Below are 26,299 nucleotides of genomic sequence, written 5' to 3'. Positions count from 1 at the left end.
CAGCACCTGATCTGACGGAAACGATAATTCTTTTTGATTAACAGCATCTGCTGTTCGCTCGTCCAAATATGCGCGATAACGTCGTCCGTCTCGATAACAGACTTCGGTGTCTGTACTGTCAGCATAAAATTCATCTGCAATCTGTCTGGCCAGCTCCTTTTCGGCTGTTACATGGTCTGTGTCCATATGTCTTGATGTAAGGTGACTGTATTCACTTTGGAGCATTCGGTATAGACCAGCCCGGGATGCACCGGACAGATTAACATCTTTATTTTCAAAAGACTCGAGCCCCTTCGTCACACACAAGACAGTCAATTCTTGCTTGTGTTTACGGCCAAGCTCAATCAGTTTTTGCAGCCAACTGATCCAGTTTATCGATTGCTCAAGGCTCATTCCGCATCCGATCAAATCCACTGCTCCGCCGACATTTTCCCAGTCGGCGTCTGACAGATGCTCAAGCTCTTGGCTGTCAATGATGCGATAGCTCGAGAAATACAGGGAAAGCTCTTCAGCCAATGACCTTGTTTCTGCGTTTGCCAATATGGCAACCGTTTGGCTCATACGTTCTGCTGATATAATCGGGCAATCCTGCCACTGTTTTTGTAACAAGCTCTGTTTCGTAGGCCGTACAGCAGATGGCAATGCCGAACGGCTGTCTTTTTCTGCAGCATCTTCAATTGGGAGCCAATAGTATTCTTCTGCAAACGGATAAGCAGGCAGACTGATTCGGCGAGGCATGTGTTCGCCATAAAGCTCGTTCCAGTTTATTCGCAATCCTTTTACCCATAATTCTGCTAGCTTCTCCAGCCTTTTTTTATCAATCCACGTTTCCAGCAGGATTTTGGCGTCATTATCTGTTACAAACACTTTCATTTCACTTTTCTTCGTTTTGACATGCGCGTCATAGATTTCCGTATTCGGAATATCTGCAATATAGTCTTCTAACGTTTTGATAAGCATTTCTCTCGAATCAGCCAAAAATGCCATTCGGTAGTCCATTGGTTCGCGGCCAATCTGAAGGGTATATGCCATATCATCCAGATTGATATCTTTATTAGAATCTGCGAAGTCTCTCATCGATTGGGCATAAGCCTTCAATTGCTGCCTCTTTTTCGCTGAGAGCACAAATAACTTTGAATGATGGCGATCTGGCAATGGATCATTGTTTCTATCAGACTGATATTCTTCAATCACGAGGTGGGCGTTCGTTCCGCTATATCCAAAAGAACTCACACAGGCCCGCCGCGGTTTTCTATCAGCCGTTTCCCAATGCTTAAGCTCAGTGTTTACATACAAAGGCGATTCTTCAAATTGAAAATGCTCATTAGGTTCAGAGAAGTTCAGTGTAGGCACCAGCGTTTTATGTTTCATGCACATCAGCACTTTTTGGACACCGGCAACACCCGCTGCCGCTGATGTATGGCCAATGTTGCTTTTCACTGAACCGATTGCACAAAATTGCTTTTTGTCTGTTTTCTCTTTAAATACGGTTGACAGCGCCTCTAATTCTATTGGATCTCCTTGTTTTGTTCCGGTGCCGTGCATTTCAACATAGCTAATGCTTTCAGGATGTATGCCATATGTCTCATATATATCCCGTTCCAGATCCATTTGGCTTTTCACGCTCGGTGCCGTAATTCCGTTTGTTTTCCCGTCCTGATTAATGCCCGAACCGATAATAACACCATAAATGTGATCACGGTCCGCTTCTGCATCTTTCAGCCGTTTCAAAACGAGCGCTCCTGCCCCTTCTCCGGGAACAAAACCATTTGCGCCATTATCAAATGCTTTGCATTGTCCATCAGGAGACAGCATGCCGGCTTCACACATACTGATGTAAGATTCCGGTGTCAGGTATAAGGTGACTCCTCCCACCAGCGCCATATCAATTTCTTTGTTTACTAATGCTTGACGCGCTAAATGTGTACCGACTAGTGAGGATGAGCATGCCGTATCGATCGGAATCGCCGGCCCTTTTAAATTGAGATAATACGGAATACGCGCTGCCGCTATCGCAAAGCTGTTTCCGGTGGCGCTTGCTCTTGCCTGATTCCGATTCAGCATCACTCCGTATTCATTGCTCATAATGCCAAGATAAACACCGCACTTTTTATTGCTTAACGTTTGCACATTATATCCGGCATCCTCGAATGCTTTATAGCCTTCCTGCAAAAAGATTCGATGCTGCGGATCTATCAGTTCAGCTTCTGACGGCGGAATATTAAAAAACAGCGGATCAAAATGTTCAATATCATCCAGCATCCCCAGTGATTTGCAGTAGACTTTCCCCTTTTGATTCAGTGCCGGGTCATAGTATTTGTCTACATCCCACCGTGATTTCGGAATGTCACGGATCGCATTTCTCGCATTGACCAGATGATCCCAATATTCTCTTACATCTTTGGCACCGGGGTATCTGCCTGCCATCCCGACTATGGCTATCGCATCATCGCGGTAACCTTGATGGGGACGGTCTGGTTTCTGTTCAGGCGCTTTCATCGCTGGCAGCCGAACGGGCTGAATCGAACGCTCCGCGGGTTTCGCTTTAGCTGGTGCTTCAGGCTGTTTATTCTCTTGGAAAAGCTCATCCGCTCTTTCTTTACTTCTATTACTATGATTGACAAGCTCGGCTTTTAACATATTTGCAAACTGACGAATTGTTGGATAATCATAAACTTTGGTAACTGAAAATGATGTGCCATATTGCTTATTGATTGCTTTTATCCATTCTAGTCCTGTAATGGAGTCCATTCCGATATCGATAAAGGTGTCATCAATATCGACCTCTTGGGAATCCATGCATAACACTTCAGCAATGCTTTCCTTTAATTCATCATTCAGTGTTTCAATTGTTCCAGCATATTGACTGGAAGCAGAAATTTCCGCAGCTGCATATTGAATGTCTTCAACTGGTTTCTGCTGCTCCGGCTCATGATGGCCTAAAGGCTGCAACGAAATATTATCCGGTTTAGATGAGATGGATTCCCGTTGTATCGGTGTATACGTCTCATCTGATTTTTGCGGATGGTTTTCTGCATTTTCTCCATCAGCTTGTGTGCTTAATTCATCTTTTAAGAAAGCGGCAAAATCACGGATTGTCGGATAATCATAAACCTTGGTTACAAGAAGCGATGTACCAAATTTCTTATTGATTGCTTTTATCCATTCAAGACCGGTAATGGAGTCCATGCCGATATCAATGAATGCCTCGTGCGGGTCGATTTCATTTTGATCCATATATAACACGTCTGCTAAGCTTGCTGTCAGTTCATCACATAAGACTTCAGCAGTTATGGTTTGCTGCTTTCTAACCGGCTGCAGCGGAACAGATGTACTTTGCGGTGTTTCCTGACTGCTTGCCATCAAAGGCTGCAACGAAATATTGGCAGGCTTACCGCTGACTTTTTCCGGAATAAATGGCTCTTGGATGACTGGCTGTGATGTAACAGCCGGCTTCACCGGTCTTTTTTCAACTGTCTTCACCACAGTTTCTTCTATCCAATAACGGTCTCTTGCAAAAGGATAGGCAGGCAAGCTGATACGGCGCGGCTTACCATTTTGATAAAGCATGTTCCAATCGATATTTAATCCTTTGACCCAGAGGTCTAAAAACTTTGCGAATTTTCCTTTGCGAACCCATGCTTCAATTGTCTTCGCCATATCTTCATCAGCCGCAAAAACTGCCATGGTTTCTTTATTTCGCTTCACTTGTCCCCGATATAAGTGATCAATGTGTTCTTTTCCAGAGATAAAATCATTCAGTTTTTCTTTAAGCTCCTGCATATTTTCAGCCACAAACGCCAAACGCTCATTCATTGCTTCCCGTCCAACCTGAAGCGTATATGCGATACGAGGCAGATCGGCTTCAGAATAACGCCCCTCACGGAGAGCATCCAGCAATCGTTCCGCCCGTTTTTGAAGTCTCTCTTCATTTTTTGCTGAGAGCACAATAACAGCCGCCTGTCCCGCTGAAGAATGCTCTGGCTCAGATTTCGAAGCATATTCTTCTATTAGAATATGGGCGTTGCCCCCTCCGGCGCCAAATGATGAGAGGCCTGCGATTCGCGGATATTCAATTTCTTTTCCATTTACTTCAATGATCGGCTTCTTCCATTCTTCAAGCTCTTGCTGGACTTTGAATGGAGAATTAAAGAAGTCAATATTCGGATTCAGCACTTTTGAATGAAGGGAAGGCGCCAGCTGTCTGTATTTCATTTGAAGCAATACCTTTGTTAACCCCGCAATGCCCGCTGCACTCTCACAGTGCCCGATATTTGATTTGGCTGAGCCTATGGCACAAAATTGTTTGTCTTTCGTATGTTCTGAGAACACTTTAGCCAGCCCTGTTATTTCAATAGGATCTCCGAGTGAAGTGCCTGTGCCATGCGCTTCGATATAACTGATAGCCCGCGGGTCAATTTTCGCCTCTGTAACCGCCTTTTTAATGACATCTGCCTGGGCATTCGGGTTAGGAACTGAGTATCCGTTTGTTTTTCCTCCGTGGTTAATGGCTGTGCCCTTAATGACTCCATAAATGTGATCGCCATCTTCAATCGCTTTGGACAATGGCTTAAGGAGTACAGCTCCAACGCCTTCTCCCGGCACATAGCCGCCTCCTCCCTGTCCAAAGCTTTCACACCTGCCTTTGCTTGACATAAATTTGTTCTGTCCAAGCATCAAATATTTATTGGGGTGGATTGAAACATTGACTCCCCCTGCAAAAGCTGCCTCACATTCACCGCGCTGCAAGCTTTGGCAAGCCAAATGTATAGCGGTCAATGAAGAAGAGCACATCGTATCCAGAGCCATACTCGGTCCATGGAAATCGAAATAATAGGATACCCGGTTTGCTACAGAGGATGGATTCCCCGGTAAAGCCAGAGACCGGCCCCGCGCTTGTTCTTGCGCTCCGTACAGCTGATATTCTTCGTACATGACACCGACGTAAACGCCTACGTTTCCGCCAAGTTCAGCATCCTGTTTACGGCCGAGGTGCTCTCTTGTATACCCGGCATCCTCCATCGTTTCGTAAACACATTGCAAAAATAAACGCTCCTGCGGCTCCATTAATTTCGCTTCACGAGGGGAGATATGGAAAAATTGCGGATCAAACTTATCTACATCCTTAATAAAGCCTCCCCACTTGCTGTACGTTTTTCCTGGTTTGTCCTTATCTTTATCGTAATAGAGACTGTGGTCCCAGCGGTCTTCTGGAATCTCGGTAATACAGTCGTGGCCGTCCCTCAAGTTTTTCCACAGTTCATGGATGTTGTCTGCTTGCGGATAGCGTCCGGAAATTCCGATAATCGCAATCTCTTCCGTTTCTTTTTCAGCAGACTGCTTTTGCCCATTTCTTTGCATGGGGACGAATCCGGACTTTCTGCGGCGAACCGGACTTTCTTTTTTCCCTTCGGTCTCAGAATCTGTCCTTCTATTTTCTTCTATTGAAGAAGATGTTTCTGATTCAATCCCCAAGATGTGTAACAGCTTTTCTCTATGTGATTCAGTAAAATACTGTGATAATGACCGAATATTGAGGTATTCAAAGAACAAGGTTTTAGACAATGAACCGAATACTTTTTCTAATTGTCCGGTAACATGCATGATCATAATTGAATCGATTCCGTAATCCTCCATTGGAGCTTCGGCGTCAATCTGGCTGACAGGCAGCTTTGTAACTGAGGAAAGCACACTCTTGAAATAATCCTCTGCTTTTTCTCTCAGCATCTCTTCATCGGCTCCCATCACGGAACTCGCATTTTCAGTATGCTGAATTTCACTTTTGTATTTTCCATTTGGAGATGGTCCATTTCCTGTTTGATCCAAAAATGAATGGATTTTGCTCACAACGCCTGCAGCCACCATCAGCTGCGATTTTCCTGAGGCCCATCCATGGTATAATGCCTGAATTCCGTCATCTGCTTCCATGGCGACCATACCTGTATCTCTCGTCAGCACCCTTTCGGTTTCAGCATCAACATGCATGCCTCCGTCTTTCCACAGCGGCCAGCTCATAGAAAGGGTTTTCCCGTAGCGCTTGTGCTGTGCTGCTTGGACATTCCGGTACTCGCTGAATGTATTCATAAAAGCATTTGCCATTGCGTAATCCGCCTGTCCTGCACTTCCCACTGTCCCGGCATTTGAAGAAAAAAGGATAAAAAAGTCGAGCGGGATATCTTTCGTTGCTTCGTCAAGATGAATCAGGCCGGTGACCTTTGGAGCGAGCACATCTTGAATCTCATCTTTCTTTTTTCTAATAATGAAATTATCTTTTATAATGCCAGCGCTATGAATGATGCCATTTAAGCCGCCATAGTCCTCTTGAATCTCTTTCGTTAAAGCCATAACAGCTTCTTTTTCAGTCATATCGGTTTGTCTATAAACAACACGCGCGCCCATTTTCTGTAACTTCTGAAGCTCTGACTGCTTTCTTTCATTGACAGGAGACCTGCCTGTGAGAATCATGACAGCCTCACGCGTTTTGTTTGCAATTTCATTTGCAAATAGGAAACCAAGCCCCCCTGCACCGCCTGTAATCAGATAAACCCCTTTATCCTTCCATGGCATGTCGGTGCCCGGTTGATCAGCTGCTGTCTCTTTCCATTTGCTTACATACCGTTTTCCTTGCCAATATCGGATATGGTTATCATGAGGATATTGCCTGCATTCTGCTAATTCTTCGGCCAGATCGCTTGCAGATATCCCTGAATCAAATTCAATCAGCTGGCCATTGAATGCTGGGTTTTCCAGCTGGGCCGTTTTGAGAAGTCCCGCTAAGCCGTTTAGCAGCTGCGGTTCGTCCAATGCAGGAACAGCGACTTGAACGAGCACATTCCCGCCAGGTTTTGAGTTTAGCAGCTGTTGAATGTCTTCGAATAACTGTAAAGCATAAGCTTTAAACCGTTCATGAACTGCCTGCCCGCTTATTTCTGATACCGTACAGTCAAACTTGTTCCGGATTCTTTCGATTTGCCTTTCTGCCATATCACAAACAATAACTTTATGCCTCTGATATTCCATTAACTCATTTTTCTCTGAAACAGTTGCTTCTTCCCATATATGCTCGAATAAAAGTGTGCCAGTTGCTAAATCTGTCTCGTTTTCTAGAGTTCTGGCAGAATAACCTTTCATTCGCACGCATACCTGGCCCGCTTCATTACACAAATCGATGTCAAGCTTCTGAATACGATCCGCAGCGGTACTGTCCTTGCTGTATTTCACGCGGGCCCACATCGAAGTCTCACAATCTTTGAAAATTTGGATATCCTGCAATGCGAAAGGCAGCATTGCTTGTCTTTCTGTCAAACTGGTATCCTCTGTTCCAAGCCTCAGACCGATAGAAGCTTGAAATGCCGCATCAATCATGCTCGGATGCAAAACATAATGATCTTGGGTATGTGAAACGACAGACGGCAACGTCAATTTAGCTAGAGCTTCGTTTGCCCCGACATATATAGTATCAATCGCTCTGTGGCCGTCACCGTACTCAATTCCCATTTCCGCATAAGCGTCATAGCATACACCAGGCGGCAGAATGCGTCTACTGCAGCTTGCTTTCACCTCTTCAATATTCAGTTTAGGAGCTTCTTCAGTCTGGCAAAGCACAACGCTTCCTTGGCCGTATATCACCGGTTCCTCCCCCGCGCTGTCACTCTCCCTGCAGATTTCGAACAAAATATCACCATTGTCTTCCGGATAAAGGTGAACGTATATGTCTGATTGCAGATCTGTGACAGCAACAGGGCGAATCCAAACGATATCCTGAAGACGAATATCTGCATGCATCTGGTTCGCAGCCGCCTTTTCTGCAGCTGCCCGAATCATTTCTAACAAGGCTGCACCGGGTAAAATGTGCTGACCTTTAATGACATGATCCTTTAAGAAAAATTCACGCCCTGTGAACTCTGAACGAAAACGCACGCCCGACATGTCAGACACATTTTCGTGCAGGAGAGGATGAATGGCATGGCCTAGGGTCAAATTCTGTTTTGGCAAGTCAATCTTTGTCTCTTTCTCCGGTACCCAATACCGCACTTTTGCGAAAGGGTATGTCGGCAAGCTGATCCGCTTAGGTTTGTTTCCCCCGTATAAGAGCTTCCAATCAACCGCAGATCCGCCGGCCCATTTTTCAGCGATCAGATTTAGATTTTCTTGTTCCAGCCATTTATGTACTGTTTCTCCGGAAAGTGATATATCACCGGTTTCTTTTGTCATTCGGCCCTTCCAGCAATGCTCAATGGTTTCCTGTCCTTTTAGATATGCTTCTAATTGACCTCTCAATTCTTGAATCCCGCCTGCTAAAAAAGCAACCCGCTCTTCCATCGGTTCACGGCCAATCTGCAATGTATAAGCTACATCTCTGATTTCAATACCCTCATGAAGAAAATCGAGAAGACGTTCCGCATACACATGAAGACGTTCTTGATTCCGGGCAGAAAGCGGAATAATCACCGGTGTGGTGTCAGGTACAGACACGGTCTGCTCCGTTGCTTCAGGAATGTATTCTTCTAAAATCATATGGGCATTAGACCCCGTTGCACCGAACGAACTGATGCTTGCCCGGCGCGGATAGATGATTCCCTCACCATTCTCATTGATAACAGGCTGCTTCCAAGTTTCGGTTTTATGCTGCACATAAAATGGCGACTTTTCAAAGTCTACGTACGGGTTCAGCTCTTCTGAATGCAAAGAAGGCACGAGGGTTTGATGGTGAAGCTGAAGGGCGACTTTGCTTAAACCGCTGATACCTGCGGCGGATTCCGCATGCCCGATATTTGACTTGACAGAACCGATTGAACAGAACTGACGATCCTCTGTATATTGGCGGAACGCTTTTACAAGACCCTGTAATTCGATCGGATCTCCTAAAGATGTACCCGTTCCGTGCGCTTCCACATAACTGACAGTCCGCGGGTCAATCCCTGTTTTCTCCAAGCATGTCTCAATCAGATCAGCTTGTGAAACAGGACTTGGCACAGAAATCCCGCTTACAGTTCCTACATGGTTGACTGCACTTCCTTTAATTACTGCATAAATACGATCTCCATCTTTCTCGGCCTGACGTAAAGGCTTTAATAAGACCGCACCAATTCCTTCTGCCGGCACATAGCCGTCCCCATCCTTGCCAAACGTGCGGCAGTGCCCGTCAGTGGAAAACATATCCCAAACACCGTACGTCATATACTTATTCGGGTGCAGAGAAAGGTTAACACCGCCGGCTAATGCGACCTCGCACTCTCCGTGACGAAGGCTTTCCAACGCCAGATGTACGGCAGTTAAAGATGAGGAACATACCGTATCAACCGCCATACTCGGACCATGGAAATTGCAAAAATAGGACACTCTGTTGGCAATTTGCGCATAGTTGAGAGAGAGAGGGAACACATTTTCCTTCGATGCTGCTTCAGCACCGACTAATGTATAATCCTTGTGCATGACGCCGGCAAAAACGCCTACATGCTGTCTTTTGTTTCGTCCTCTAGGTGTGGCCAACGTCTTCGGCGTGTAGCCAGCATCCTCAATCGTTTCCCAGCATGTTTCTAAAAACAGCCTCTCCTGAGGATCCATTGTCTCCGCTTCTCTAGGCGTGATTCTGAAAAATTGGGGATCAAAGCAATCAGGATCATCAATAAATCCGCCCCACTTAGAAATGCTTTTTCCTGAAGGGGAGGTGATTCCTTCAAAGCGCCTCCAATCCCAGCGCGACTCGGGAATCTCACTAATGCAATCCATTCCCTCTTTCAGATTGTTCCAAAAGTCATGAATATTGTTTGCCTTCGGGTACCGGCCCGCCATGCCGATAATCGCAATGTCTCCTTCTGCTGCCTTCAGAGGTGCAGTTCGAGCAGAATCCTCAGGTACACGTCTCTTCCGGCTTTCAGCAGTACCGCGATCAATTGCGCGAATAGCGGCACGCTTTCGTTCGTTTTGATCAATAGAATGAGAGGAGGTAAAATGCTCACCGTACTCCTGGGCAAGAAACGCTGACAGCTCCGCAATCGTGGTATGCTCAAACAGGAGAGTCGGTGAAAGGTTCTCACCAATTTTGTCACTGATGGTTTCTACCACTTCAAGCAAACCGGAAGAATTCAGGCCCATTTGATAATAGCCGACCTGCTTTTCAATCTGTTCGACCGGCTTATTGATTTTGTCTGCGATTAATTGGCTGACGAATTGTTCAGCAGCCTCGTATGTCCCCGTACTCTCGGCTGACGATGACACCTCTTTGATTCCTTCTGCAGCCTGTGAAAGTTCGGCTGTATCTTTACTCGCCTCCTGGCTTTGAGGCAAATCCTTGCGGCCTCCATGAATAAGCTCTGCTTCACGCACTAATTTACTTGTGAAGTTTTTCAGTTCAGCTACCTTTTCTCCCGAAGCATTAAAAAATTCAAGCGTTACATAAATGAGCTCTTTTTCCTGACGGACAGATGAACGCTTAATTCTTGTCATGCAATGCGTCTGCAAAAGGGCTGAAGCAGAAAAAGATTCATAGAACAGAGGCAAAAACAGCCTCTGTTCCCCTTTAAGCAAAGATGTAAGCAAATTGTTGGCTCCCACTCCGCTCCCATCGATGAGAGCCGGATGAAACATAAAGCCTTCTGCATGAAGCATAGCTTCGGAGCCAAGAGAAAGATCAAGGAGCACACCGTCTTCCTCTTCATAAATATGTCCATTCGCTTTCATATATCCGCTATGCACAAGTTCCTGGCGTCTGCACTGTTCATACACATCATCGAGCTGTACAATCGTGTCCTGAGTTGCTTTGAGGTGATTGACCTCCAGTGTTTCTTCAAACACTGCCGGCACGTCGGTGTGCATATCAGCCTTCATAAAGAGCTTTTCATCTGACGCTTCTTTATCACGGCGTTTTTCGAAGCCTTTAACTGATATTTGCCAATGCCCTTCATTTTTCTCCGTGCAATCGATATTGAGCATAATTACCGAATCCTGTCTAGCAGTCAACGGCTGGTAAATGGATAAGTTCCGCAGCTGAAGCTCTGAGAAGGAATAGCCGTGTTCTCTGAATATCTGGTAAATCATATCAATATAAGCCAAACCCGGAAGAACATGTTGTCCGTAAACCACATGGTGATAGATAAACGGATTTTTTAACGATAGAGTGAGTTGCTTCGTTATATTTTTCACGTTAGACCTCCACTTCATAAGAATCCCATATGTTTGCTGTGTCCATTTTCAAGGTCTCCTCTTCCGGCTTTGACGCGCCAGCCGAAAACACCCGTTTCTTTAATTCAGGAGGCGATATTGGACTACGCTTAATCACACGTTTTTTATCTTCATCCCACGCCTCTAAAATGACATGGGCGTTTGTCCCCCCATCGGCAAAGCAGTTAATGGCCGCAGCAGGCAGCGGTTCTGTCCATTTTTCCAGCGATCGGCTGAACGTGAGATTCGCTTTCTGCTTATCGAAATGTGACATCTCTTTATCACCTGATAAAAATGGAACAACACTGCGCTCTTTCATCATCAGAACAACCTTGATAAAACTTGCGATTCCTTCAGCACAAAGCGGATGTCCGATATTCGGCTTGATTGATCCGAGCGAAAGGGGATTTGCGTTCCCTGAACGGTACACGGATTGAATCGCTTTAAGCTCAAGCAGATCGGTTACCATTGAACCTGATCCGTTTGCTTCAAGATAGCTGATGTCCTCTGGCTGTTTTCCGCTTTTGGCAAGTGCAGCCTTCATGACTTCCTTTTGCGCTTCCAAATTAGGTGTTGCAGGCCCTGCGGTTCTTCCGTCATTATTGACCGAGGCCGCTTTGACCACAGCATAAATGGTATCTCCGTCTTGTATGGCCTGTTTTACCGTTTTTAACAGAACCATTCCGACACCCTCACCTAAAACAACGCCATCAGCACGCTCATCAAACACATGGAAGGATGAACGCTTACTTAAAATGCCGCGCTGCTCAAACAGCCGGTGAGAGGCGTCTGAACCAAGCAAGCTGACACCGCCCACTACAGCAGCTTTCATATCCCCGCTGTGTAAGGCCTGAATAGCCATGTTCATGCCGACTAAAGCTGATGAACATGCTGTATCTAACACAACACTCGGACCGCGGACATCAAAAAATTGTGAAATATTTGCCGCTACATAATTCTGGCCGACTGTCACGATAGGATTCTTCGCATGAAGAAGACTCTCTTCATCAGGCTTGTGCTGGCTTCTGCCTCCAAGATAGACACCGATAGATTCACCCTTTATTTCATCTGGTGTATATCCGGCGTGATACCAAAGTTTCAAACACTCTTCCAATACCAATAACGCTTGCGGGTCCATCGCCTTTACATCCTCTTCATGGAGCAGGAAGAAATCATGATCGAAATGGCTGATGTGATCAATGACTCCGGCATAATACGATGACTGATAACCCCAGCGCTCTGCCGGAACCGGTCCGATTGACGAGCGTCCCTCAGATAATAACGACCAATATGCTTCCAGTGTATCCGCCCCCGGAAAGCGGCAAGATAATCCGACAACGGCGATATCCTCTGGATGAGAACTCGGTGACGAGGACACCGGCACCTGTCTTCGGCTGACAGAAGCTGGATCCTCCGCAGGGTGAGGTGTGACTGTCTCAGTTCTATTTGCCGAAGATTCTTCCACATTTTCCCCTATCTTGTCTCCAAACAGAGCAGTCAAGGATTCGGCATAAGATCCTACAAGCCAATCAGCAAAGCGCTGAATTGTTGGATATTCATAAAGAATAGATGGATCGAGCGCTGCGTCTAACTTTCGATTAATACGCTGGAGCAGCTGTGCCAAGATAATAGAATCTACACCATAATCCTGAAATAAATCATCAATTTCCAGGTGTTCGCGTTCGATTCTCAGCTCTTCAGAAAACAAAGCAACAAGCCATGTCCGCGTTTCATCTAAAAGCAGCTCATGTTTAGCAGGCTCTGCGGTTTTCCCGATTTTTTCAGGTTGTGATATTAGCAAAGCTTCTTCTTTCAATCCAGATTCTTGCCGGATCCGCCGCTCCATCAGCCGGTCTGGCTTCCAATTTTCCTGATTCGTGATAGCAGGGAGGACAACCGGCTGCAAGGTCCCAGATAAGATTTGATCCAGAAAACGCAAGCCCTCTGAATTCGTAATGCTCAGCAAGCCGCTTTCTCGATATGCTTGATTTGTCACTTCCCCCATACCGGTTTCTTTCCAATTCGGCCACTGAATGCTGAAGATTGGCGCACTTTCCTTATGTGCTTCTGCAAAATAATCCATATAGCTGTTAGCCATGGCATAATCAGCTTGTCCAGCCGAAAGTACCGGAATAATAGCAGAAACAGAAGAAAATAATACAAAAAACTGTAGTGGCTCATGACTTACATAGCGATAAAGGGTTGTAAGCCCAGACACCTTCGGCTCCAGTACCTGCTGTATATTATCAGCTGTTTTACGGATAAACGCCAAGGTATCCATGTCCGTTATTCCTGCACAATGAATGACTCCGCCAATTGGTCCCATTGTTTGATTGATTTCATGTAAGGCTTGCTGTACTTGTGTCTCATCAGACAAAGAGAGTGACAGCATTTGAACTTGTATGCCTTGTGCCTCCAGCTCCCGCACCGCTTGAATTTTCTCCGCCGCAGAGGTATTTAATGTCTCAGCATGAGCCCAGTCCTCTCGCGGAGGAAGCTGCTCACGCCCTGTCAAAACCAGCTTTTTCACTCCATAGTGTTTCGCAAAATGCCGGGCGCTTAATAGTCCGATTCCTCTTGTCCCGCCTGTAATGAGAAGCACATGTTCTTCCGGGAATGTCTGTCGCTCTTCGATTCCTTTCCAGGTTACCGGATGCGCTTTTAAGTAAGCCTGGTACCGCAAGCCCTCTCTGTAGCAAACCTCCGTCTCCTCAGTATCGGAATAAAACTCCTCAGCGATCTGCTTCGCGAGAATATGAGGATGAACAGAGTCTTCCGCATCCATATGCCTTGATCTCAAATGGCTGTATTCGCTTTGAAGCATACGATACAAGCCAGCACGGGAGGCTCCTGTCATCTGTACGGAAGGGTTTTGGAATGATTCCAGCCCTTTCGTCACACAAAGCAGCATGATTCCCTCTTTATGCCCGTCTTCAACCAGCCTTTGAATCCAGCTAATCCAATGTAGCTGTTCTTCCTCGTGTCCGCCGCAACCGATTAAATCCACAAGGCCGTCAAACTGTTTCCAATCATTACTTAACTGTTCATTGTCAATCCGGCTCACATTTAATATAAGATGTTTCGGGAAATGCTTTGATACTTCAGCTGCCAAGTCAGCCGTCTCTTCATTGCTGAGAATCGCAACAGCCCTTGTCCCCGGCGTTTTTGTGGCAATCGGACTTACGCTCCATTGTTTTGTCAAAACACATGAGGTCCGCTTTTCACTATGATCAACGAACTCTATGTTGTCCGGTTCTGAAAGACGTTCCTCTGCCGGAAGCCAATAGTAATCGTTCGCAAACGGGTATGAAGGAAGGCTCATCAGACGCGGTTTGGCCGCCTCGTCATACAGTTTAGCCCAATTGACCGCGACACCTTTGACCCATAAATCCGCAAGCTTGGCGTATTTCCTTTTTCTGATCCAAGCCTCAATAGCCATTGCCAAGTCCTCATCAGCAGAAAAAATGGCCAACGCTTCTTTGTTTCGATTCGCCTGTCCGCGGAAGAGCCCTTCAGCCCCTTCCTTGCTGTCTACATACGCTTGCAGCTTTTCTTCAAGCTCCTGCATTGTGCCCGCAATACAAGCCATACGTTCATCCATTTCTTCCCGCCCGACTTGAAGCGTGTAGGCGATGCGGTGCAGATCTTGATCTGTATACTTTTTGTCACGAATGGCACCCAGCAATTGTGCAGCCCGATCCATTAGCCTTTGTTTATTTTTAGCCGACAGCACAATAATGTTCGGATGTTCAGTACGCGCATGTCGGGAACCTGCTTTTGGAATGTATTCTTCAATCACAATATGGGCGTTTACTCCGCCAATCCCAAAAGAACTTATTCCTGCCCGGCGCGGGATTTCGTTTCCGTTCCGGTCTTTGACAGCCTTCCATTCCTCTTTTTCTTGAACAATGTAAAATGGACTGTCAGTAAGCTGCAGGTAAGGATTGAGCGTATCGCAATGCAGGCTTTTGGCCAAGGTTTTATGCTTCATCTGCAGCAGTACCTTAATCAGGCCTGAAATACCCGCTGCCAGCTCCAAATGACCGATATTGCTTTTAACTGAGCCGATCCCGCATCGATGATCCGGAACTTCCGGCTGTGTGTGCTCATCCCTATTAGACAGTTCTTTAAACGCGGCTTTCAGCCCGTTTATTTCTATCGGATCTCCCAATTCAGTCCCCGTTCCGTGCGCTTCGATATATGTGACTGTACTCGGATCTATGCCCGCCCGGCGATATGCACGCACCAGCAAATCAGCTTGCGCTTTCGGATTAGGAGATGTCAGAGTATTGGCTCTTCCTCCGTGATTTTCTGCCGTACCCCGAATGACGCCGTAAATATGATTCCCATCGCGCTCAGCATCTGCCAGCTTTTTCAGCATGACCATTCCGACACCTTCTCCTCTGACATAACCATTCGCATCAGCAGAGAATGTTTTACATCTACCGTCTTTGCTCAGCATGCCAGCTTTGCTGTAGCTAATGTGCGCCTCCTCGGTTAATATCGTGTTCACGCCTCCTGCGATTGCCATCTCACAGTCGCCGCTTTGCATAGCAGTCACAGCACGGTGAATCGCAACAAGCGAGCTTGAACAAGCCGTTTCTACCGGTTCACTTGGACCATGGGTATTTAAGAAATAACTCATTCTATTCGGACCTACCGAAGGAATCATATGGCCTGTTGCGGCATGTCCTTCAATCGGGAGATTTTCTTTATTAAATAAATCTTTATATCCTGTATTTCCTGTGCCGATAAAGATGCCTGTCCCTGTACCTGAAAGGCTCTGTGGCGAGCATCCGGCATCTTCTATCACCTTCCATGCATATTCCATTAACAGCCTCTGTTGAGGATCTACATAATGGGCTTCACGGGGTGATATCCCAAAAAACAACGGATCAAATTCTGCTACACCCTCAATAAATCCGCCCCATTTGATGTCAGTCTTATTGGCTTCTGAGTCAGGATTTCCAAAATGCTCCCGCCAATCCCAACGGTCTTTCGGGACTTCCGTGATACTGTCTTTGCCTTCCTCAAGATTTCTCCAGAATTCATCTATGTCATTGGCTCCAGGGAATCGGCCGCTGATGCCGACAATGGCGATCGGCTCATAATCGGCAGTCTGATTTGTGTTTCTTTCCTCTTTTGGCATAACAGTCTGTTTAAAGCGCTGTTTTCTCCTCTTTGTCATGCTTGGAGCCGCAGGAGCTGTTTCTTCATCTTTTTCAGGAACCGATGATATTACGTTCTCCTCAGCAAAAGCCTCCTTGTATTCATCTATCAGATAGTCAGCCAAACTTTGAATCCTTCCATATTCAAAGAAAATGGTCGGCGTCAATTCCAATTGATATGCTTCGTTAATCTGATTCGTAAATACAGTGAATGAAACTGAATCAAAGCCATACTCACTCAGCTCTGTATTGATATCGATATCTTCAACGTTCACTTTTAAAATGACGCTGACCATGTGACTCAATGAAGCTTGCAGGCTGTCTGCAGCAGATAAAGAGTTGGATGGTTCATCAGTCCCGCTGACGGCTACATCTTGAGACAGCCATTCATCCTGATACTCAGACATTACATATTCAGCCAGGCTTCGTATACTTCCATATTCGAAGAAAATGGTCGGCGCTAACTCCAATTGGTACACTTCATTAATCCGGTTTGTAAATACAGTAAACGTAACCGAATCAAATCCGTACTCGCTGAGTTCTGTATTGATATCAATATCTTCAGTGTTTACTTTTAAAATCTCTCCGACCATCTGGATGAAAGACTGTTCCAATTTACGGGTTTGGCTGTTATGTTTATCTGCGCTTTTATGATCCGTCCGTTTGATTTTAGACCCGGAAGAGAGCAATTTTTGCTTCATTTTCGCAACCTGACCTTCCATCACGAATACTTGCGGCTTTTCTGAAGCGATTCCTTGATAAAGGGCTTTAATGCCGTGATCACTTTGCATCGGGACCATTCCTGCGTTTTTCAACATACTCTTTTCAATTTCAGCATCAACTTGCATACCGCCCTCTTTCCATAACGGCCAGTTGAAGGAAATGGTTGTGCCGTTCCGCTTCTTAGACACGGCAAGCGCGTTTCTGTACACGGCAAATGCATCCATAAATGTATTGGCTGCTGCATAGTCTGCTTGTCCAGTGTTTCCTAAACATCCGGACACAGAAGAAAACAAGATGAAAAAATCCAACTGCCAATCTTTGCTGCATTCATCTAGATAAAACAAACCGTTCACTTTTGGCTGTAACACTTCTTGAAACTCTTTAGTTTTTTTGTGCACAATGAAGTGATCTTTTATGATGCCTGCACCGTGAAGAATTCCATTGAGATGGCCGTACCTCTCTTTGATTTCATCCATGAGCCGTGAAACCGCCTTTTGATCTCCAACATCAGCCTGTTTATAGATAACCTCTGCACCCAACTTTCGGAGAGCCTCAAGCTCCTGCTCCTTATGCTCACTTAAGACTGAGCGTCCCGTAAGAATGATGGCCGGATGAACGGCTCGATTGGCAATTTCTTTTGCAAACAGAAGGCCTAAGCTCCCCGCTCCACCTGTGATAAGGTAAACACCATTATCCTTCCATGGCATATGAAGCTCAGCAGCTGCCGGACGCGCTATTTCACTCCAGCCTTTGACAAAGCGGTCACCAGCTTCATATTTGATCTGTTTGTCATCAGGCCTCTGACTGTCGTCTATCAGCTTTTGATGAAGGCCAATGATCTCTTCCGGATTCTCGACCTCAATGACCTGAGCTGTAAGTTTGCTGTATTCCAATTCTGCTGTTTTGAGTAATCCGGACATTCCCGCAAACAATTGCTTCTCGCCTTTCCCCGGCACAATCACTTGAATGATCAGATTAGCTTTAGAGCGAATCTTCTTTTGTATGAGTTCAAAAATCTGCTGTGTATAGCTTTGAAAACGTTCAACGATATTCCCCTCAGTTTCATTCAGAGTAATGACATGCACATTCTGCATGCGGGATGCAACGCCGTCGCTGACCTTTCGTTCGGTTTCACAGAAGACAACGAGATGCTCTCCGTAAGATGTCACCTCTTTAGCGATCACCTCATCCTGCTTATTCCAAATCGGCTCGAGCATTAACCGCTCATGTGTAACTGCAGGTTTTGGCGAATGAACTTCTCCTTCCAACACTCTTGTTGAAAATCCCTTCATCCTTACGCATACGTCCCCAGTCTCGTCAAACAAATCGATATCCGCTTTCTGCACCATATCCCCGCCGTGATCACCGTCACTTAACCGGGCATATGCCCACATCGCAGACGTACATCCTTTGATCACTTCAAGTTCTTCAAGCGCAAACGGCAAAATCAATTTTTGCTCAGTAAATTCCTGCATGATACAGATTGTGGCAGCCTGAATAGCGGAGTCCATCATACTTGGATGCAGCACAAAACGTTCCTGTGTGTCAGAAACAGATGCTGGCAGCTGCAATCGTGCCAAAACCTCTCTGTTTCCGATATTCACTTTCTGAATTCCTTGGAATGCCGGACCATGAAACATTCCTCTGCTTCTGCCTTCCTCGTAAAATTGGTGAGGCGAATGCTCCTTCCGGCTGCAGCGGCGCTGTAATTCACCAAGATCCCAAGCCGGCTTTTCTGCTGCAGTTATCAGTTCCGCACTGCCTTGACTGTGTATGGCTGAGTCTGACCCTTCTCCGGTACTGTAAATGTCATATGTGATTTTCCCATCCTCTTCTGGAAAGAGACTGATATGCACATGAACCGGCTGACTCTCGACCACTACAGGCTGAACCCAAACGGCGTGATTCAATTTGATTCTGACATCCTGTTCGTTCGTGCTGCCTGTCGCCTTGTTTACAGCCATTTGCGCCATTTCAAGGTAGGCAACCCCAGGGAGCACCGGCTTCCCTCTCACCACATGATCTGTCAGAAAGAATTCCTCACCTGTAAAAACTGAACTGAATCTCTGCTCAGAAAAGTCTGACGTATTTTGATGAAGCAGCGGATGCAATGCACTGACGCCTGTCTGTTTAGCGGACATTCTTCCCGAAAGCTTGTGATCATCCTGTGATGCCCAGTATCGTTCCTTTGCAAAAGGATATGTCGGCAAACTCATTCTGTTTGGACGCACATCTTTGTAAAGCTGTAGCCAATCAATATGCGCTCCTTTACTCCATATTTCCGCCAGCTTGTTCACTTTTCCTTTTGCGATCCACTTCCCAATCAGTTCCGCGCTGTCTTCATCCTCTGTCAGCCATGAAACATCCTTGGCTTGCTGCTTCTCTCCTTGATAACAGCCTCCTATTGGTGAATTTCCATTGATAAAATCAGCCAGCCTTTGTTTTAACTCATCCACATGATCAGCGATAAAGGCAACCCGATATTCCATTGCTTCTCGCCCGACCTGAAGGGTATAAGCAAAATCAGCCAGATGGCCGCTTTCAAGCCCTCTTCTTTCCAAATGAACCAAAATGCCATGTACATACTCATGCAGCCGCTCTTTATTTTTTGCCGATATCGGAATGATGCAGGTCCCTGTTTGTTTCTGATCAGCAGAAACTGTTTTGTATTGCTCGAAAATCGCATGAGTGTTTGTCCCGCCAAGCCCGAACGAACTAAGTGCAGCCCTGTGCGTTTTTATTTCATTACTCAATGCTTTCTTTTGATCGACGACGTAAAAAGGAGAATTAGCTAAGTCTGTATTTGGATTCGGATCCTTATAATTGATGCTAGGAGCAAGCTCATTATGGTAAAGGCTCATCACCACCTTAATGCAGCCTGCCAGCCCGGCGGCCGTATCAGCATGTCCGATATTGGATTTGACCGATCCGATTCCGCAAAATTGTTTTTTATTTGTATACTGCCTGTAAACTGCCGTCAACGCTGACAGCTCGATTGGATCTCCAAGCTTCGTACCTGTACCGTGCGCTTCTACATAGCTGATGGATTCAGGCTGAATATTCGTTTGATTCATGACCTTTTGAATCACGCCCGCCTGTCCTTTTACACTTGGAGCATAAAAACCGACTTTGTCAGCTCCATCGTTATTTACACCTATGCCTCTTAACAACGCATAGATGTGGTCGCCGTCTTTTACGGCATCCGCTGCTTTTTTGAGCAATACAACGGCAACGCCCTCACCGCCAATCATTCCGTCGGCAGAGGCATCAAATGCCTTAATATGCCCATCGCTTGAAAAATTCAAACCTGACTGATGCACGTATCCGATATTTGACTCAGTGTGCAATGTCGCTCCGCCGACCAAAGCATAATTAGATTCACCAGACATCAGGCTTTGATAGGCGGAATGCAATCCGATTAAAGAAGAGGAACAATTGGCATGAACGAAATAGCTAGGCCCTTTCAATCCGAGCTTATGAGAAATCATCGTCGGAATGGTTCCGCTCTGTGCAAGCACCCACGATACATAACCGTCCGGCGTTTCAAGGCTCTCCGTTGTTTCTTTTGGCAAGAGCGCGCGATATGAATTATTGCTTGCCGACATATAAACACTCGTTTCCGGAATCTGTTTGGACACGTAACCGGCATCTTCTATCGCTTTCCAGGAGTGAGTCATGAGCATCCGCAGCTGCGGATCCATAAATTCAGCATCTTTAGGTGATATTTGAAAGAAGCTTGGGTCAAACTCGTCCTTCCCTTCAATCGAGGATTTAGCCGGGACATACCGTGAGCTCTCAGTCAGTTCCTCTGAAACACCAAAACTCCGAAGCTCTTCTGTACTGAAAAATTTAATACTTTCCTTGCCGTCTCTAAGGTTCTCCCAAAACTCAGCATGGTTTTTCGCACCTGGAAATTCACACGATATCCCAATAATCGCTACACTGTCCTCATAATAATCCGGAAGATCACCAGTAACATTTTGCATGTGAATAGGCTTATCTGACTTTTCCGCTGATGCTAAAGTCAAAGAGAAACCAGTATCCGCCATTTGCTGTTCAGTGATATATTTACTGATGCCTTTGATCGTTGAGTATTCAAACAAGTCTGTGACAGTAAACTCACAGGATAGTTCATGCTTGATGCGTTCGGCAGCCGTAACAGCGAGAAGCGAATCGCCTCCCACATCGAAAAATCCGTCTTCCTGCTCAATGTCATAAACGTTCAGTACATCTTGCCAAATAGATAAAATAGTTTCCTGTATTTTCATAGAAGCAATATTCCCTTGCCTTGGCTGCTTCGCTGTCACTTTTTGTTTCTTCAGAGTATTTCTGTCTATCTTGCCGTTCGGTGTTAACGGCATATGGTCAAGCTGGGTAAAATAAGCAGGCACCATATAGGCTGGTAAACTGTTTTTTAAATAATTCCGCAGCTCCCTTGATGATAGAGATAAATTTGCATCTTTCCCTGTATAATAGGCAGCGAGCTTCTCGTCCCCATCCTGTTCAGCTGCCAGAATGACGCTTTCCTGAATAGCCGGATGTTCATTAAGCCGGCTTTCAATATCGCCAAGCTCAATGCGGAATCCGCGTATTTTCACCTGGTTGTCGATGCGGCCAATATATTCAATCCTGCCTCCCGGAAGCCAGCGTGCCTTGTCACCTGTTCTATAAAGCTTTGACCCAGGCTCAAAAGGGCTGTCTATAAATCTTTCATCCGTCAATTCACCCTGTTTGTAATAGCCCTTTGCCACTCCGTCTCCCGCAATGCAAAGCTCTCCCGGGACACCAGCCGGGACAGGCGTAAGCTGCGAATCGGTAATATAAATCCGGGTATTTGCGATAGGCCGGCCTATCGTGATGTGAGAGCTTTCTTCATTCACACGCTGGACCGCAGACCAGACTGTTGTTTCCGTAGGTCCGAACATATTCCAGGCTTCGCTGTCCGTATTGAGAAAATGCCGCTTTAGTTTTTCAGGTAAGGCTTCGCCTCCGCATAGAATCTTGACTCCCTCTTCATTTTTCCAGCCTGAATAAAAGAGCATTTTCCATGTCGCAGGAGTTGCTTGCATGATTGTCGGTCTCAAATCTTGTATGTCGCGCTTCAGTTTTTCAACGTCTTTTGTATGTTCAGTTTGGCAAATATGGCACTGCGCCCCCTTTATCAAAGGCAGATATAGCTCTAAAGCAGCTATATCAAAACAGTAGGTTGTCACAGCAAGCAGGCTATCCGCTGATGAAAGACCGGGCGTCTCACCCATGGAAACGAGAAAGTTTGTCAACGCTTTATGCGGAATCATGACACCTTTTGGCTTCCCTGTGCTGCCGGACGTATAAATGACATAAGCCAAGTTTTCCGGCTTGACGGTGCGCGAAAGAACACGTCGATCAAAAGCGGCTTGAGTGACATCATCCCAGTCCTGATCTAACAAAACTGTCTGAACCCCATTCCAGCTTAAAGTATTGGCCAATTCGGAAGTAGTCAGTGTAATGGAGACTTCACTGTCCTTCAGCATGTATTCCAATCGCTCAGCCGGATAAGACGGGTCTAACGGCACATATGCTCCTCCTGCCTTGAGAATCGCCAATAAACCCACAATCATTTCCAGCGATCGATCCACATAGATACCTGCCAAGCGACCCGGCCCCGCTCCATGCGCCTGCAAATATATGGCCAGCTGTGTGCTTTTTTCATCAAGCTCCCGATACGTCAATGTTTCACCTTTATAGCTGACAGCCGCCCGATTAGGCGTCTTTTTCGCCTGCTGCTCAAATAACTCATGAAAACACGCATGTGGATAATTCTTGTCAGTAGCGTTCCACGTTCTGAGAATCATTTGTTCCTCTTCGTCAGTTAATAAGGAATACTCTTTAAAAGACTGAGAAGGACTCCCAACAGCCTGTTCTGTTAAATAAACAAAATGATCGAACATAGCGGAAATAGCAGCGGTATCAAACAGCCCAGTATTGTATTTGATGTTTAGCTCCATTTTTTCTTCTTCTTCCCGTAGCTCAAACACCAATTCGTATTCACCCTCTTGATGAATACTCTCAACGAAATCAACAGAAAAGGAATCCTTATATTTACTCAACAGACTTTGATAACTTCCAGTTTGAAGAAAATTCTGATAGAAAAAAGCTGTCTGAAAAATAGGTGAACCTGCTTGCTGATGAGAAATATTCAAATCCCGCACCATTTTTGGAAAAGGATAAGCCGCATGATCCAGTCCGTCGAGGATTGTGAATTGCAACCTCGAAACAAACTCAGAAAAAGTTTCTGCCGCTTTCAGTTCACCCCGAATAGGCAGCATATTGAGAAAATGCCCAATAGAGGAATCAAATCGCTCTTCAGGTCTCACCATCGCAGGCATGCCGACAATCAGTTCTTTCTGATCGCAATAACGGCCTAACAGCATCATATAGCAGCTCAGCAATACCGTTGAAACATTTGTAGAATGCTCTTTGGCAAACGATCTGACACGTTTCATTAAACTGCTGGGCAGCCGTCGAGCGTATGTGTCTTCCTTAAACTCTGAAACGGACGTACTGGTGATTACAGCCGGCAGCTGAAGATTCGGCAATGTGCCCGATAGCTGTTTCCGCCAGTACGAACGATGTTTCTCGCTGTCTTCACCGGCAAGCATGTTCTGTTCCCAAGCGGCAAAATCATGATAAACGGCCGGTGAAACAGACTCTTTCGGCTCTTGTCCTTCTAATAGAAGCTTATAGCTGTCAAAAAGGCTGCGAATAAACGTCAGGGAAGAAATCCCGTCAAAAATAATATGGTGAATAACCACAAGCAAAAAGTGCTCTTCTTCTGATCTGGAAAAAACACGGACGCGCATTAACGGGCTGTTTTCCTTTACATACGGTTCTTTTACTTGTTTTCTAAGATAAGCAGTTGTGTCAGACTCTTTCATACCCGAAATGTCTTCTGTTTTGATATCAAGAGATAGCGCCGGCTCATTTTTGAGGCAAGGCACTCCGTCTTGTTCTTGAATCACATGCTTTAATATCGGATGCTGTTTCAGCACATAGTGAAAAGCTTGCTTTAAAGTTTCAAGGTGAATCGCTGACTTAAATCGAAAACAGAGAGGTACGTGATACGCGCTATTTTCAGGTGACATTTTTTGCAATGTCCACAAACCTTTTTGAACTTCAGAAAGAGGTTGAAAGGCTGCTTGCTTTTTTTCCACCTCTTCTGATAGGGGTGCGTCAATGCTGTCTTTGTCACCAGGCAGGCTGCGCCGCAAATCTTCTTTTTCAGACAGATAGTTTGCCAGTGATTCGATTGCAGGATACTTATATAACTCTCTGGCTGTGAGTCTGATGCGGTATTTTTTCTCGACCGCCCGAATAAGCTTCATCATCTTAATAGAGTCAATACCGAGGCTTTGGATATTGGTGTTGGGCTCAATCCAATTGCGGGAAACATGAAGCTCATCAGTAAAACAGCTGAGTAGATATTCCTGTATATCTTCTCTTATTCTTTTGGCATCATCTGCTTCTTGTGTCTCTCCCTCACCGTTTATACGGTTCGGTTTGTGAAGCAAGTGGTCAAACTCCCCATTTTCAAATGCCGTTTTCAGCTGTGTGCGCTGAATCTTTCCTATAGCTGTTTTCGGAATCTCTTCTTTATGCACCGGAAGCAAAAATTCGGGAGTCACACCGATTGTCTGCGTGACATGATACTGTATGTTTCTAAGAAGCTGAACGATTTCATCATCATTCATCTGGGCGGAAGTAACAAAGAAGATAGCCAACTGATCCGTTGTATTGTTATTCACACGGACAGCACAAGCGGCAGTATAAGAAGTTTCGATTTCCGCTAATTCTTCAACTGCGGATTCAATCGCATGGCTGTAGTAATTGACACCATTAATAATAATCGCATCTTTCGTACGGCCCGTAATGGTTAGACGCCCATTGCGCAAAAAACCGAGATCGCCAGTTTCAAACCAGCCATCCTCCGTAAACACACTCTCATTTAAATCCGGGCGCCGATAATATCCGCTGGTAACAGAGAGGCCAGAGACTTGAAAACGGCCGATCTCGCCTTCCTCAACCAATTCATTATGGTCATCCACAATCCTCATGGAGAATCCAGGAATCGGGGAGCCTATTTCCACAAAACCATCATCATCGCATGTTGAGGAACGGGTAAACTCACGAGAGAAAATCACGCCGGATGAAGTTTCAGACATGCCCCATGCAGGGCGAATTGCGTCAGCAGGCAATCCGTGAGGTTCTAAAAGCTCTAGCATTCTGCGCCCGACTTTAGCGACCATCGCCTCACCGCCATTGAGCATATAGCGCATGGATGACAGATCCCAGTTTCGATTTTTCATTTCATCAGAAAAATCAGTGACAAGTCCGAAAGCAAAATTCGGCGCCCACGTAACAGAAGCACGGTAATGATCAATCCAATCAAGCCATTTTAGAGGTTCCATCAAAATCGTTTCACTTGCGATGTTGATTTCTTGGCAGCCAAGATAAACATCCCGCAAATGAAGCATCCCGATGCCTCCGACATGATCAAACGGCATCCAGTTAAACGTGACATCCTCTCTTGTAAAACCTTGCATTTGAATAATGCCTTTCACCATGCTTAAAATATTTTTGTGATTGAGCATGACTGCTTTGGGAGTGCCCGTACTCCCTGAAGTCAGCAGCAGAAGCGCCAAATCTTCAGGATGAGCTTGATGCCAGTCGGTTTCCATCTCATCACGGTAAAGATCCTCGACAGCCAAGGCGCGAAAACCTTCAAGTTCTTGCTCTTTTGCCCAATCAATCATTTCCTGAAGCAATTCCCGACTCGTAATCACCGGCGGTCGGTCAAGAAGTGTCCATGCGTCTTTCAGCTTTTGAGTCCCGCTGTTCGACTCTGTGTACGTCGGGGCAACAGCTAAAGGCGCCGGAACAATTCCAGTTGAAACACAGCCCCAGAAAGCAGGGATAAATTGTGAATTGTCACCAAGCTGCAAGATCACATTGTCCTTTGCTCTCAGGCCAGATTGACGGAGCCCCTTCACAATACGCAGCGCATCCATCCATAAACGGCCGTAAGATTGATGAATCTCAGTTCCATCCGGCTGCAGATAAATGATCCCCTTTGTTTCTCCAAGCTCCGCTGCAGTTTTGTATAAAACCTCGGGTATTGTAGCCGGTTGATCTTCGGATATATGTAATGGCTCCCCATAACTGACAGAGGGATTAGATAATCCGCGGGTATTCACATCATTTCTCAT

Annotated in this window: 2 protein-coding genes (1 of these 2 cut by a window edge); both read right to left on the bottom strand. The window is 45.8% G+C overall.

The window, feature by feature from the left end; all coding sequences use genetic code 11:
- On the bottom strand, positions 1 to 11,163 hold the 5' portion of the coding sequence (locus NSU16_RS09200) for a type I polyketide synthase (protein WP_339192541.1). The gene continues 2,571 nt to the left of window position 1, outside the view; only the first 11,163 of its 13,734 coding nucleotides appear in the window; it begins with the start codon at positions 11,161 to 11,163; its stop codon lies off the left edge, out of view.
- Positions 11,147 to 26,299: an amino acid adenylation domain-containing protein gene (locus NSU16_RS09195; protein ID WP_339192540.1), complete on the bottom strand. Its 15,153-nt coding sequence runs from the start codon at positions 26,297 to 26,299 to the stop codon at positions 11,147 to 11,149. Before NSU16_RS09195 ends, NSU16_RS09200 begins: the two co-directional genes overlap by 17 nt.

The sequence above is a fragment of the Bacillus sp. FSL K6-1003 genome (genome assembly GCF_037964945.1).
Taxonomy (GTDB): Bacteria; Bacillota; Bacilli; order Bacillales; family Bacillaceae; genus Bacillus; species Bacillus mojavensis.
The sequence above is the reverse complement of the archived record's forward strand: the minus strand, read 5'-3'. Positions and strand labels throughout refer to the sequence as shown.

Excerpts from the sequence above, each read along its gene's own strand:
- NSU16_RS09195 (WP_339192540.1), bottom strand. The coding sequence starts at position 26,299 with ATGAGAAATGATGTGAATACCCGCGGATTATCTAATCCCTCTGTCAGT.